This is a genomic window from Bradyrhizobium sp. Ce-3, from assembly GCF_022835695.1.
Classification (GTDB): domain Bacteria; phylum Pseudomonadota; class Alphaproteobacteria; order Rhizobiales; family Xanthobacteraceae; genus Bradyrhizobium.
This window is the reverse complement of record NZ_BQUV01000013.1, coordinates 1-12,876: the sequence shown is the minus strand read 5'-3', so window position 1 is coordinate 12,876 and position 12,876 is coordinate 1. Positions and strand designations below refer to the sequence as shown.

Below are 12,876 nucleotides of genomic sequence, written 5' to 3'. Positions count from 1 at the left end.
TTCTCGGCCATTGACGTGGCAGTCTCTGCCTCGGCAAGATCGGAGAATGACCAACCCTGACGAGCTCTCCGCCTACATGATCTTCGGCCGCAGCGACTGGGCCGCGTTGCGCGCCGGCACGTCGCTGACGCTGTCGGATGCCGATCTCGCGGCGCTGCGCGGCTTGAACGGGCCGATCGATTCTGTCGAAGTCAGCGACGTGTATTTGCCGCTGACGCGCCTGTTGAACCTGCATTTCTCCGCGGAGCGCAACCTCGCGCAGGTCAAGGCGGGGTTTCTCGGCCGGCCGGCGCGTCGTTCGCCCTATATCGTCGCATTGGCCGGCAGCGTCGGCGTCGGCAAGAGCACCTTTGCCCGCGTGCTCTGTGCGCTGCTCGCCGGCTGGGCCGATCATCCGCGCGTCGAGCTGGTGACGACCGATGGCTTCCTGCATGCCAACGCCGTGCTCGAGGAACGCGGGTTGATGCGGCGCAAGGGCTTTCCGGAGAGCTACGACCTGCCGCGGATGCTGCGATTTCTGGCGGCCGCAAAGGCGGGTGAAAGCGAGCTCGAGTTGCCGGTCTACTCGCATCTGATCGGCGATATCGTGCCGTCGGAACGTCAGGTCATCGCGCAGCCGGACATCCTGCTGTTCGAGGGCCTCAACGTGCTGCTGGCGCGCGGCACGGCGCCGGTGGTGGTGTCGGATTTCTTCGACTTCTCGATCTATCTCGACGCCGACGAGGCCGACATCCAGTCCTGGTATGTCGAACGCTTTCTCAGGCTGCAGCCGACGGCGTTCAGGAATCCCGCCTCATACTTCCACCACTACCGTGACCTGCCGCCCGCCGACGCGCGCGAGGTTGCCGAGCGGCTGTGGCGCGAGCACCATCGCGCCAATCTCAGGGAGAACATCCTGCCGACGCGGACGCGGGCCGACATCGTGTTGCGCAAGCGCGCCGACCATTCGATCGGCGAGGTCTGGTTGCGGGAGACGTAGAGCAGGACGTAGCCCGGATGAGCCAACGGGTCGCGCGAAGCGCGCCCGATGACAGGCTCCGCGATATCCGGGGAGGATGTTCCCGCATGTCGCTTCGCTCATGCGGGCTACTGAATAACCGCGCAGGCAGCGGTGCTTACCGCAACTCCTTCCCCAGCCGCGCAAACACCGTCTCGCAGGTCATCAGATCCAGATGCCCGCCGCCGGCGTTCTTGAAGAAGGTGATGTCGCTGGCCGACTGCCGACCGGCGACCTTGCCGGTGGCGAGGTCGTAGTGGTCGCCGAGCACGTCGCTCTCCTTGATCGCGCCGCTGGCAATTGGCGCCAGAATATCGCCGACACCGTCGAAGGCGGATTCGCGGCGATCGACGAAGATGCGCGCGCGCCGCGCCGCCTCGTCGTCGGATTCGCGGGTCTCGGGGGTGAAGCCGCCGACCAGGTCGAGATGGGTGCCGGGCTTCAAATTGGCGCCCTTGACCAGCGGCTCGCGCGAGCGGGTGCAGGTGGTGATGATGTCGGCCTCGCGTGTCGCGGCGTCGAGATCGGTGACGACATCGGCGGCGATGCCGTCGCCTTCCAGCTGCTCCGCGAGCTCTTGCGCGCGCTCCACGGTCCGGTTCCAGACCCGCACCCGCTTCAGTGACGGCCGCACCGTGCGGTGACCGCGCACCAGCCAGCGCGCCATTTCGCCGGCGCCGACCACCAGCAGCGTCTCGGCGTCCGGCCGCGCCAGGTGCTTGGCGCCGAGCGCGGAGTCGGCGGCGGTCTTCCAATGGGTGATCTCGGCGGCATCCATCACCGCGAGCGGCCGGCCGTCATTACCATCGAACAGCACGCAGACCGCCTGCACCGCCGGCAGCTTGCCGTGCGCGAGATTGCCCGGAAAGCTGGTGTAGAGCTTGGTCATCATGTAGCGGCCGGCATCGACGGCGCTGCGCGTCACCAGCTGCTGGCCCTTGTCATCGCCGAGATAGCCGTCGTGCACCGCGATCTTCGGACGCCGGTGCGCGGCCTCGATCGCCTCGATCAGGATCGGGAAGGTCAGGAAGCGGTTGACCTCGCTGTCGTCGACAATATGCACGTGTTGCTCTCCTCGGGCGTGCGGGGCGCCCCAAACGCGGGTCAGAACTGGATAGCGCGTGGGGAAGGCTAGTCAACCGGGCATGCGCCGCCGCGCGTCCCTTGCTATCCTGTGCACCTGATTCTCTCTCGCAGGTCCCCGCAAGCCGTGGTTGCAATCGTCGTCGCCGTCCTGATCTTCATGCTGCTGACTGGCGCCGCGCTTGCGACCATGGCGATCCATGCCCGGCTCGCCGACCATCACCGCAGCGACGAGACCAATACCTCGGTACGGCTGGTCGCGACGCTGTTCGTCACCATGCCGTCGCTGCTGCTCGGGCTGATGATGAACAGTGCCGCCAATACCTATGTCGCGGTCGATCGCAACCTGCATGTCTTCGCCACCGACCTCATCCTGCTCGACCGCGGCCTGCGGCCGCTCGGCCCCACCGCCGACGAGCCGCGCAAACGGCTGCTCGCCTATGTCGAGCAGGTGCTCAAGGATGTACCGATCTCGCGCGCGAACGAGGTGTCCGAACATCTGCTCGACGAGGTCGGCACCAGCCTTCGCGAGCTGCGCTTCGACGACGAGCAGAAGGTCGCGCTGTGGAACGACGCGCGGTCGGTCTACCGGCAGGCGGTGCAGCAGCGCTGGACCTTCGTCGAACAGTCCGACGGATCGTTTCCGTCGCCGCTGATCTGCATCCTGGTCGGGTGGCTGACGCTGATGTTCGCGACGCTGGGCTTTCGCGCACCACGCAATGCGGTCGTGATCTCGACCACCATCGCTGCGGCGGCGCTGATCGCGGCGGCGATCTATCTGATCCTCGAGATGAGCACGCCGTTCTCCGGCCCGATCCAGCTCTCCGACCGGCCGCTGGTCCGCGCCGCCGAGGAAATCAGGCGGTAGGAATTCTGTAGTCGGATCAGGGGAGCGATCTCCGGGACGGTTCCCGCGTGTCGCTCCGCCCATGCGGGCGACCAGCTGGTATCGGCGCGCGTCCTCAGCTTTATTCCCCTCACGCCCGCCGCCCGGCCGAAAATTCTTCACGCACGACCGGCGGAATAGCGCGCGCTCTGCGGCGTCCTACGCATGCAAGCCATTTGCATTCGAAGGAGACATCATGAAGACATCGATCTCGCTCGCACTCGCCACCGCCATCTCGGTTGCGCTCACCTCGGTCGCCTTTGCCGCACCGCCGACCAAGACCGGCACCACGGCGAAGGGTTCCGTGCTCACCGATACCAAGGGGATGACGCTCTACACCTTCGACAAGGACAGCGACGGCAAGTCGGCCTGCAACGGCCCCTGCGCGACCAACTGGCCGGTCTTGAAGGCGGAGGCCAGCGACAAGGCGGAAGGCGGCTACACCGTCATCGCGCGCGACGACGGCTCGAAGCAGTGGGCCTACAAGGGCAAGCCGCTCTATACCTTCGCCAAGGACCAGAAGGCGGGCGACATCACCGGCGATGGCTTCCTCAACGGCGCCTGGCACCTCGCGCAGCCGTAGGGCGGACCGCGTAGGGCGGGTTAGCGCAAGCGTAACCCGCCGTTGTTCCACGCAAAAGATCTAGGGTGGGTTACGCTTCGCTAACCCGCCCTACGGTTCCCTACGATCCTGTCTCACGCCCGCTTCTTCAGCGCCATGCCCATGCTGATCCAGCTCACGCCGGCGCAGATCAGATCGACGCTGAGGAAGATGCCGAGCACGTAGAGGCTCGAGACCGGCCAGCGCGCCAGGATCATGACGCCGAGCACCAGCGTGATCAGGCCAGAGATCGCGACCATTCCCCAGGGTGCTTCCGAGTTCATGCCGAAAGCGAGGAAGATGCGGACGATGCCGGAGACCACGAGGGCAACGCCGAGGAACAGCGTCAGTGTTGCCGCCGCGAGCAGGGGATTTTCGAAGGTGATGAAGCCGGCGACGACATAGAGCGCGCCGAGCAGCAGCCAGAACAGGAACTTGCCCCAGGTCTTGAACTGGAACGCGTTGATGATCTCGGCGATGCCGGCGACGATCATCATGGCGCCGACGAACAGCACGCTGACGACGGTGGCGAAGAACACGCTGCCGAAGGCAAGCACGCCGGCGATCAGGTAGATCACGCCGAGGGCGACGATCCAGCCCCACTTGGCGCGAAGGTTGGCAAGCCCGGATCCGAGGCTGTGGGGAGGTGTGGCGGGTGAGCTGGACGCTGTGGACATCGTATCGCTCCCGAATACTTGACCAAACCATGCTACCATAGGCCAAGGCGCGGACAAGGGCAGCTGCCCGGCTGGCACGAAATGCATGCTGGCACCAACGGCGCCGCGACACGTTGATTCAATTCGTCCGGTGTGTTGCCGCGCAGCATTCGTTTGGCGATAGCCGGTCCGCGCCGGACGACGGACTGTCCGGATCGGAGAGCAAATTGTCCGGATCGCGCACCCACCAAGGGAGGTCGACATGGCTGCCACGCACGACAAGGATCACGTCTACAAGATCCTGGAACTGGTCGGATCGTCGGACAAGAGCATCGAGGCGGCGATCGAGAACGCCGTCAGCCGGGCGTCAAAGACGATCCGGGAGATGAAATGGTTCGAGGTGGTGCAGACCCGTGGCCACATCGAAGGCGGCAAGGTCGCGCACTACCAGGTGACGCTGCGTGTCGGCTTCACGCTGGAGTAGGGCGGCCTCGGTTCGTCACCCACGACACTGTCATCGCCCGGCCTGTGCGCAATTGCGCACATGGACCGGGCGATCCAGTACGCCGCGGCCTCTCGGCTCAAGCACAGCCGTCTCTGGAATACTGGATCGCCCGGTCAAGGCCGGGCGATGACACCGGACTTGTTTTGAGATCGCGCTACACATTCGATGTCGTCCCGGCGAAGGCCGGGACCCATAACCACAAATGCTGATTGCGATACACTGCTGGAACGACGAGTCTCGTCAACAATATCTGCTGCGGCGTATGGGTCCGGCCTTCGCCGGGACGATAATTGTGGGCTGGGCTGCCCCCATCACCGCCGCGACAGCGGCGCGGGCGGCGGCGGCGCGGTCGAGCCGGCGGCGAGCGAGCGCTGCACCATCACGGTATCGGACCAGCGGCCGTAGCGGTATGCGACGCCGGGCAGATGGCCGACGCGGGCGAAGCCGAAGCGCTCGTGCAGCGCGAGCGAGGCGGCATTGTCGCTGTCGATGTAGCCGATCATCTGGCGGAAGCCGGAAGCGGCGCAGGTGTCGACCAGCTCCTGCAGCAGCCGGCCGCCGACGCCCTTGCCGGTGAATCGATGATGGATGTAGATCGAATGCTTCACCGTGTAGCGGTAGGCCGGACGCTTGCGGAACTGGACCACATAGGCATAGCCGACCACCTCGCCGTCGCACACCGCAACCAGATGCGGCAGGCGGGTGTTGCGCAGGTTCTTGCGGCGGTCGCGCAGATCGTCGGGCTCCGGCGTGCCGGTGTCGTCGACGCTTTCCTCGATGCCGTGGCGGATGTGATAGCGGTAGATCGACAACATCGCGTCGACGTCGCCGTCACGTGAGGGACGGACGGTGATCTTGTGATCATTCTCCATTGCGCGCTGACCGTTCACTTATTCGGAAACCACATAGGTATAGAAGCGGACGCGGCCGGATTCGTCGATCTCCTTGTAGATGCCCTGGACCTCGACCTCGAAGCCCGGGAACGCGTTGAAGCTCGCCTCGAACATCTTGAGATAATCGATCATCGGCTTGCTGCGTTCCGACAGCCGCTCGCCGGGCACGATGGTGGCGATGCCGGGCGGATAGACCACGAACGGCGTCGCGGCGATGCGGCCGAAGATCTGGTCGATCGGCAGATAGTCGACGTCGTTGCGGATCAGATATTGTGCCGCCTGGCGCGGCGACATCGCGATCTCAGGTAGGTGTTCGGGCAGGAACTGCTTGGCCTGCAGCGTGCTGACGCCGCCGTCGCGGAAGAAGCGGTGCATGTCGCCGCAGAGGTCGCGCAGCCGTACCCCTGTGTAGCGCTGCGGCCGGCGGCGGAAGAATTCGGGGATGACGTCCTCGACCAGCGCATTGTCGTCGTGCAGCTTCTTGAAGGCGACCAGCCCCGAGACCAGCGTGCCGGCCTTGCTCGCCTCGACGCCGGGCGTCAGCAGGAACAGCAGGGAGTTGAGGTCGTTCTTCTCGGCGACGATCTGGTTCTCGCGCAGATATTGCGCCACGACCGGCGCGGGGATGCCGTGGTCGGCATAGGCGCCGGTGGCGTGATCGAAGCCCGGCGTCAGCAAGGTCAGCTTGTTGGGGTCGGTCATGGCGAAGCTTTCCGTCAGCTCGGGGAAGCCGTGCCAGCTCTGGCTGGGGCTGAGCTGCCAGTAGGACGGATTGGTCGCGAGCTGATCGGTCGAGATCGTCTCCCAGGCGACATTGTGCACGCCGTTCTCACGCGCGACGTCGGGGATCATGACGCGGTCCGGTACGAACGGCTCGAAGAACCAGCGCCGCTCCACGCGCGTCTCCTTCTCCTCGAACTCGCGCTTCACCGCACGGATTTTCTTGCGCAGCTCGATGCCGAGCCGGATCGTGTCGTCCCACAGCACTTCGCCGGAGCGGCCCTTCATCATCTGCGCGCCGACGTCGAGCGAGGCGAAGATCGGGTAGAACGGCGAGGTCGAGGCGTGCTGCATGAAGCTTTCGTTGAAGCGGCGGTGCTCGACCCGGCGCTTCTGGCCCTTGATGTGGCGGTCGCGGATGTGGATCTGCGAGGCCTGCGAGAAGCTCGCGAGCTGCTTGTGGGTCGATTGGGTGGCGATGATGCCGGGCGCGTCGGGGCCGAGATTGGAAAGGCCCATCGCAAAGCGGCCGGCATAGATCGGGTGGAACTTCATGAAGCCGGCCCAGGCCTCGTCGAACAGGATGTAGTCGCAGAGATGGCCGATCCGCTTCAGGATCATCTCGGCGGAGTGGATGGTGCCGTCATAGGTGCACTGCTCGACCACCGCGACGCGGAACGGACGCTCCTTCTTCCAGGCGTTCTCGTCCTTGACCAGCGGATGCTTGCGGATGTTGTCGCGCAGCGCCCCCTCGTCGAGCAGGTCCCAGCGCATCGGGCCGATCAGGCCCCAGGCGTTGCGCACCGTCGGCACATAGACCGGGATGCCGCCGCCGATCAGCAGCGCGCCGTGATGGGCGGCCTTGTGGTTGTTGCGGTCGAACAGCACGAGGTCGCCGTCGGTGACCAGTGAGCCGAGCGCCACCTTGTTGGAGGTCGAGGTGCCGTTGAGCACGAAATAGGTCTTCTCGGCGCCGAAAATCTTTGCCGCTTCCTTCTGTGCCCGCAGCGCCGGCCCCTCATGGGTCAGGAGGTCGCCGAGATCGAGCACGGAATTGTCGAGGTCGTCGCGGAACACGGCCTCGCCGAGATGCTCGACGAACACCCGTCCGATCGGGCTGCGGCTGTAGAACACGCCGCCATTATGGCCCGGGCAGGTCCAGAGCTGGTTGCCTTCCTCGGCGTAATCGACCAGCGCCCCGAAGAACGGCGTCTTCAGGTTCTCGGCATATTGCTTCAGCCTGGAGATCAGGTTCTTGGCGATGAAGGGCGGGGTCTCCTCGGACAGGAACACGTAGCCGTCGATGAAATCGAGCACCTCGACCGGCAAATCCTCGAACCGCTTGCGGCGGATCAAGAGGATGATCGGGAAGTCGAGGCCGCGGCGGCGCATCAGATTGATCAGCGCGGCGGTCTTGCCCTCGAGCCCCTTCTTGCCCCAGTCGACCACCATGCAGCCGATCGCCGCATCGGTCTGCACCGCGATCTCGGCGTCCTCCAGCTTGCGGGCGCGGACCACCTCGAAGCCGGATCGCTCGATTTCGGTGATGATCTGGTTGAATCGGATGCCTTCGAGGTCGTCGGCCTCGAAAACCGGCGCTGCGAACAGGAAGTTGAAGCGTTTGAAATAGTCCATGCGTGTCCCCGAAGCTGGTCCGCTGAACCTGTCTGCACAATTCATGACAAAGAGATGACAATCCCTCTGCGACGCCAGGCCCAATGGTCAAATCCGTACCGCTGCGTTGAACTCCCAAATCTTGCCAGCTTTCGGAAAGGAAGGCGTCATGTCCCAGCCTGCCCAACCCACTGTTGCGGGCCATCTGGCCGCGCTCGAGCGGCTTGCCCCGCTGATCGCCGAGCACCGGGCGGATTTCGACCGCGACCGCAGGCTTCCCGACGCCGTGGTCCGCGCCCTGGCCGAGGCGGGATTGTTTCGCCTCTATCTGCCTAAGGCGTTGGGAGGAGCGGAATTCTCGCCGCTCGACTTCATGACCATCGTCGAGGCGGCGGCCGCGCTCGATGGCTCGGTCGGCTGGCTGGTCGGCAATGGCGGCGGCATGAGCCGGGCCGGCGGCTATCTGCCGGAGCAGGTGGTGCGGGGCTGGTTCGCCGATCCGCATGCCTTCATCGCCAGCGCGACCGGCGCGGTCGGGACCGCGGTCGCGGTGGACGGGGGCTATCGGATCAGCGGACGCTGGCCGTTCGGCAGCGGCGCGCCCCACGCCACCAAGTTCATGGGGCTCGCGAGCGTCAAGGGGCCGGACGGCAAGGATGGGCCGCCGATGTGCTGCTATGTCGATCGCGCCGACGTCCGCCTGCACGACACCTGGTTCGTGTCCGGGCTGCGCGCGACCGGCAGCTGCGACTTCGAGATGCAGGATTGCTTCGTGCCGCATGGCCACACCCATCCGCTGGTCGACTTCCAGCCGACCCAGCCGGGCATCCCGTACCGGCTGCCGGGCCTGGCGGCATTTTCCTGGACGGTCGCGGTGGTGCCGCTCGGGATCGCCCGCGGCGCGCTCGACGCCTTCATCGCGCTCGCGGCCAAGAAGCCGCGGCTGGGCGGCGGCGGTCAGCTGCGCGACGGCGAACTGGTCCAGGCGATGGTCGGCCGCGCCGAAGCGACGCTGCGCTCCGCGCGGGCGCTGCTGGTCGAGGACATGACCGAGCTGATGGCGGCGAGCGAGGCCGGCGGCGAGCGCCTGATCGAAGCGCGGCTGCTGCACCGGATCGCCTGCGCCAATGCCGGCGAAAGCGCCGCGCGAATCGTCGAGATGATCGCTGCTGCCGCCGGCACGGCCGCGATCTTCGAGACCGGCACGCTCGAACGATCGATCCGCGACCTTCAGGCGGCGATCAAGCATGTCGCGATGACGCCGATCAGCTATGGGCTGGTGGGACGCGTCAAGCTCGGCCTGCCGCTCGGCACGACGCGGTTTTGAGGAGCGCGTGCCTCCCGCGGCAAGACTGCACCATCTACTGCGGGGCGAAGGCGTATGTCACCGCCGATTGAACGATCCAGCCATGCCACGCCGCCGCCGCGACGTTGGAATAGTTCCGATTATAGACCACACCGATCGAGGTGCTGACGGCGTTGGCCGGTGAGAATTGCAGTTTCGGTCCGATCTGCAGCAGCAGATCCCTTCGGCCGCCCGGTACGTTGTCGTAGACCTTGCCGGAGGCCCATGTACCTAACGTGGCAACCAGATCGGTGCCGGAAATACGGTCTCCCAACGTCGCCGCAACGCCGAAGTTGGTATTCTCCTGCAGGCTGTTGTCGGACGAGGTGTGGCCGAGCGTGACGTTGACATCGGCGTAGTAGCAGAACGCGGCCGCGTCGGCCTTCGGGTTCAGCTTGGTGGTGCAGAGACCACCGCCGACAGGCAGGTTTTGCCAGGCATATACGACGGTCGGTGTCAGCAGGTTTAGCGTTTCTGCGCGGAACGTCGGCGCGAATGCGGTCGAATTCTGCAACCCGAATGTCAGGGTGTTGAAGCTGACCTGGCCGGTCGGCAGGTTCGAGCCGTGGGTAAGGTCGAGCGGCCGGCCGTCGCCATGATAGGCACCGAGGAAAAGCTGGTACTGCACCGCGCTCGACAGGATGTCGAGGTTCTTGCTCGTGAGGTTGACATAGCGGGTCGACGTCGTTCCCGCGGAGACCCCGATCACGTCGAGATTGCGAAAGCCCTGCGTCGTGAGCTGAAAGCCGCCGCCGAGCGCGATAGAAGTATCTGCATGAGCGAGGAGATCGGACTTCGTCGCATTGCTCTCATAGGTGGGACCGACCGGGAAAATGAACTTCACAGTCGTAGGCTGAGTGGGAGCTTGATCTTCGCTCTTGCCCGGCTTGATGTTGGGCGGAATGAGCAAAGCCTTCCGCTTGGGGGGCTTGATGTTGATCGGAAGTCCCAATGCCTTGATGATCGCCTGCTTGCGGGCGAGTGGCACTTCCTCGCTCTGAAGCTCGGCGATGAAGCTCGTCGCGCTTGGCGTCACAGTGAGCAGCTTCGGCGTGTTCAGGCGAGGCTTGACGAGCTTTTCAAGTTCGGCAGGAGTGAGACAACGGCGATCTTTCTCGAAACAGGTCGGCTCGGTGACGATCTCTCGCCGCGCCGGCTGGCGAACCGACTCGGGTCGGGCCGCTCCACCGCTCGACGTAATGGGAACGGGCTGAACCTGGAACGGCTGCGTGACCGCATCGATCCTGGACTGGATGTTGAGATCGGCCTGCGCGCAGGCCTTTCCAATCTGCAGCGTCGCAGCGCCGGCAACCAATGGAAACACTATTGCGCGTGAAATCAATCGACCCAAAATAGACATGATGCCCCCAGCACCCCGAAAAAATCGGACTACCAGCGTGGATGAGCAAAATGGCGGTGTCAATCCCTAGTTGTTTTGTTCTGTGTGTAAGCGTATTCCTTGTTGCGCCGGTACGCGCGCTCGACCTCGGGCCGAACGCCGTCGACACCATTCAGCAACACCAGTTTCAGCCCGCATTGCCGCCGCCCTCGATCGCGCCGGACAGAACGGGGGCGGGCGCGGCCGGGCGCAAGTTGACGCGCGCGCCCGGCTCGACGCGATGCGCCCGTGCGACGACGACGTCGAGAAGCAGTCCGGACCGCGCGGCGCGAGGCGCACGCTGCCGGTAGCGAACAATGCCGGCCAATCGAGGTGCTAGCGATCAGAGATCTGCGGCCGCGGATACTCCAGCTGCATGGCGACGTAGTCTGCCGTGCTCCGGCCATAGCGCGCCTCGATCGCGGCAAGCGCCTGGTCGAGCGCCTGCGCGGGCGGTGTCGTGCCGACCGCGGGCAGCAGGCGGTCGGAGGGCCAGCTGGTGGCCACGGATTGCGGATGGATGCGCAGGCCGTTGCGGGTCGTCACGGCGTCGCCGGTGGCGGCAAACGTCGCCGCGTGCGAGCGGGAGGTCCGCGACCAGCCGGCGGCGACCAGCGCCAGCGAAACCTCGTCGACGCCGGGGACGAGCGCGAGGCCGACCTGCTCGTGCTTCCAGAACGCCAGCGTGTTCCGGATCGCTGTCAGCGCGAAGGGGCGGGTAAATTTGAAGGCGCCGCTGTCATGTCGGGCATCCCAGCCGGGCAGGCCGATCTCGCGGGCCACCGCTTCGGCCTTGGCGCGGCCGGCGATCGCCTCGATCAAGGTGAGCGACATCGGCATCGACGCCGAAATGCCCGTCGTCGTCGCGACGCCGCGGTCGACCACGATGCGGCGGTCGGCGACATATCGGATCGCGGGATGATTGTCGCGCCAGCCCTTCAGGTAGAACCAGTGCGTGGTCGCCTGCCTGCCGTCCAGCAGGCCGGTTGCGGCAACGACCTTGCCGCCGGCGCAGACGCCGACGATCACGGCGCCTTGCTCGGCCTGTCGCCGGATCCATTGCATGACGGCCGGATCGTCGTCGCGGCTCATCGCCGGCACGATGACGTAGTCGGCGCCGTCGGGATGCGCGGCATCGAATGCGACGACCGTCGCATCCGGCTCGACCTTCAGCACCGGGAACAGCGTGACCGGACCTGGCCCGGTTGCCAGCGTGACGACATCGGCAACGTCGGCGCGCTTGAGAATGCCGTAGGGCATCAGATAGTCGGTGGTCTCGGTCATGTCGTTGATGCCGATGATCGCGATCACCGGGCGCGTCCGCTTCGGCGGCTTCAATGCCGCCAGAGTTGCGTCATGCTCTTGCGTCGCGATCGGCGGCGGAAGGCGGAAGGCGGAATGCCGATGCGGCGGGCAGGCTGAGAAGCCAGATGCCGCCGATGATTGGAACCAGCGTAGCGACGGCGATGCCGCCCCACACGAGAAGCCGCCAGGCCATGATGCGCGATCTCAAATCCGCTTGCGTCGCCCGGCGCGCAAGCTAGTTGGCGCGCATCTGGACCGGAATGGCGAAATTCCCGCAAAAACGGACACGCGAAGGCAGGCGCGCGTAGCCTGGATGCGCGCTGGCGATATTCGGGGCCGGTGCGTCCCCGCATGTCGCTTCGCTCATGCGGCCCCGTGCCGGTGCGCTCAGTAGACGAGGTTCGTACCCGGCGGTTTTTCCAGCGCTGCCGCCAGCGTCCGGTACTCCTCGCAGTCGGTGCCGCAGATATCGGCGATCCGCTGCAGATGATATTGCGCCTGGTCGCGGTTGCCCTGTTCGATCTGCCACAGGCCGTAGTAGTTCCACGTCAACACATGGTTCGGATCGGCCTTCAGCGCGCGCTCGTACCAGACCTGCGACTGCTTGTAGTCGCCGAGCTTGCGATAGGAATAGCCGATCAAATTGGCGACGTTCGGATGATCGTCGCGGCCGAGCGCGTGCAGCTGATCGATCGCGGCGGCGTAGTCGTTGCGTTCGTAGATCGTCGCATAGGCCGCGCGATAGCCGTCGCGGAATGCCGGGTCGTCGAAGCCGGACTGCTTGACCGGTTTCTTGACCCTGTGCGTGGTCTTTCTGTCCTTCTCCTGCGGATAGGACGGCGCGGGCGTGCCGTCCTATCCGCAGGAGAAGGACAGAAAGACCACGCACAGGG

Annotated in this window: 10 protein-coding genes and 2 pseudogenes; 5 read left to right on the top strand and 7 right to left on the bottom strand. The window is 65.4% G+C overall.

Translation table 11 applies throughout. The annotated features are described in order from the left end of the window. The first annotated feature begins 46 nt into the window (after positions 1–46). A complete protein-coding gene (gene coaA / locus BRSPCE3_RS33500; protein WP_244071015.1) occupies positions 47–979 on the top strand; it encodes a type I pantothenate kinase in 933 nt (310 codons plus the stop codon). Positions 980–1,115: 136 nt separating this feature from the next. Here the strand turns inward: coaA and BRSPCE3_RS33495 are convergent, their stop codons facing one another. Continuing rightward, positions 1,116–2,060, bottom strand: a complete 945-nt coding sequence (locus BRSPCE3_RS33495; RefSeq protein ID WP_244071013.1) for an ornithine cyclodeaminase family protein — start codon at positions 2,058–2,060, stop codon at positions 1,116–1,118. 147 nt (positions 2,061–2,207) lie between these two features. On the opposite strand from BRSPCE3_RS33495, the gene BRSPCE3_RS33490 reads away from it, so the two are divergent. Further along, a complete protein-coding gene (locus BRSPCE3_RS33490) occupies positions 2,208–2,948 on the top strand; it encodes a hypothetical protein (protein ID WP_244071011.1) in 741 nt (246 codons plus the stop codon). A gap of 214 nt (positions 2,949–3,162) precedes the next feature. After that, complete coding sequence (locus tag BRSPCE3_RS33485) at positions 3,163–3,549, top strand: hypothetical protein (protein WP_244071009.1); 387 nt, start codon at positions 3,163–3,165, stop codon at positions 3,547–3,549. A gap of 113 nt (positions 3,550–3,662) precedes the next feature. On the opposite strand, the gene BRSPCE3_RS33480 is transcribed toward BRSPCE3_RS33485, so the two are convergent. Further along, positions 3,663–4,244 carry an HdeD family acid-resistance protein gene (locus tag BRSPCE3_RS33480; RefSeq protein WP_244071007.1) on the bottom strand — a complete coding sequence of 194 codons (582 nt, stop codon included), beginning with the start codon at positions 4,242–4,244 and terminating at the stop codon, positions 3,663–3,665. Positions 4,245–4,485: 241 nt separating this feature from the next. On the opposite strand from BRSPCE3_RS33480, the gene BRSPCE3_RS33475 reads away from it, so the two are divergent. After that, positions 4,486–4,707, top strand: coding sequence for a dodecin (locus BRSPCE3_RS33475; RefSeq protein ID WP_244071005.1), 222 nt, complete (start codon positions 4,486–4,488; stop codon positions 4,705–4,707). Between the two features lie 332 nt (positions 4,708–5,039). Here BRSPCE3_RS33475 and BRSPCE3_RS33470 read toward each other — a convergent pair whose 3' ends face one another. Both BRSPCE3_RS33470 and BRSPCE3_RS33465 read right to left on the bottom strand, forming a co-directional pair. Further along, positions 5,040–5,600: a GNAT family N-acetyltransferase gene (locus tag BRSPCE3_RS33470; protein ID WP_244071003.1), complete on the bottom strand. Its 561-nt coding sequence runs from the start codon at positions 5,598–5,600 to the stop codon at positions 5,040–5,042. An 18-nt stretch (positions 5,601–5,618) separates the two neighbouring features. Beyond that, complete coding sequence (locus tag BRSPCE3_RS33465) at positions 5,619–7,976, bottom strand: Orn/Lys/Arg decarboxylase N-terminal domain-containing protein (protein WP_244071001.1); 2,358 nt, start codon at positions 7,974–7,976, stop codon at positions 5,619–5,621. A 148-nt stretch (positions 7,977–8,124) separates the two neighbouring features. Between BRSPCE3_RS33465 and BRSPCE3_RS33460 the strand changes: the two genes are divergently transcribed. Further along, positions 8,125–9,282, top strand: a complete 1,158-nt coding sequence (locus BRSPCE3_RS33460; RefSeq protein ID WP_244070998.1) for an acyl-CoA dehydrogenase family protein — start codon at positions 8,125–8,127, stop codon at positions 9,280–9,282. Between the two features lie 34 nt (positions 9,283–9,316). Here BRSPCE3_RS33460 and BRSPCE3_RS33455 read toward each other — a convergent pair whose 3' ends face one another. The 3 genes and pseudogenes from BRSPCE3_RS33455 to BRSPCE3_RS33445 all read right to left on the bottom strand — a co-directional run. Then, positions 9,317–10,660 (bottom strand): hypothetical protein, encoded by a 1,344-nt coding sequence (locus tag BRSPCE3_RS33455; protein ID WP_244070997.1) that lies wholly within the window; start codon positions 10,658–10,660, stop codon positions 9,317–9,319. Positions 10,661–11,014: 354 nt separating this feature from the next. Beyond that, a pseudogene (locus tag BRSPCE3_RS33450) lies at positions 11,015–12,176 on the bottom strand (DJ-1/PfpI family protein). A 194-nt stretch (positions 12,177–12,370) separates the two neighbouring features. Continuing rightward, positions 12,371–12,832: pseudogene (locus BRSPCE3_RS33445) on the bottom strand (tetratricopeptide repeat protein); the annotation flags it as partial. Positions 12,833–12,876 lie beyond the last annotated feature (44 nt).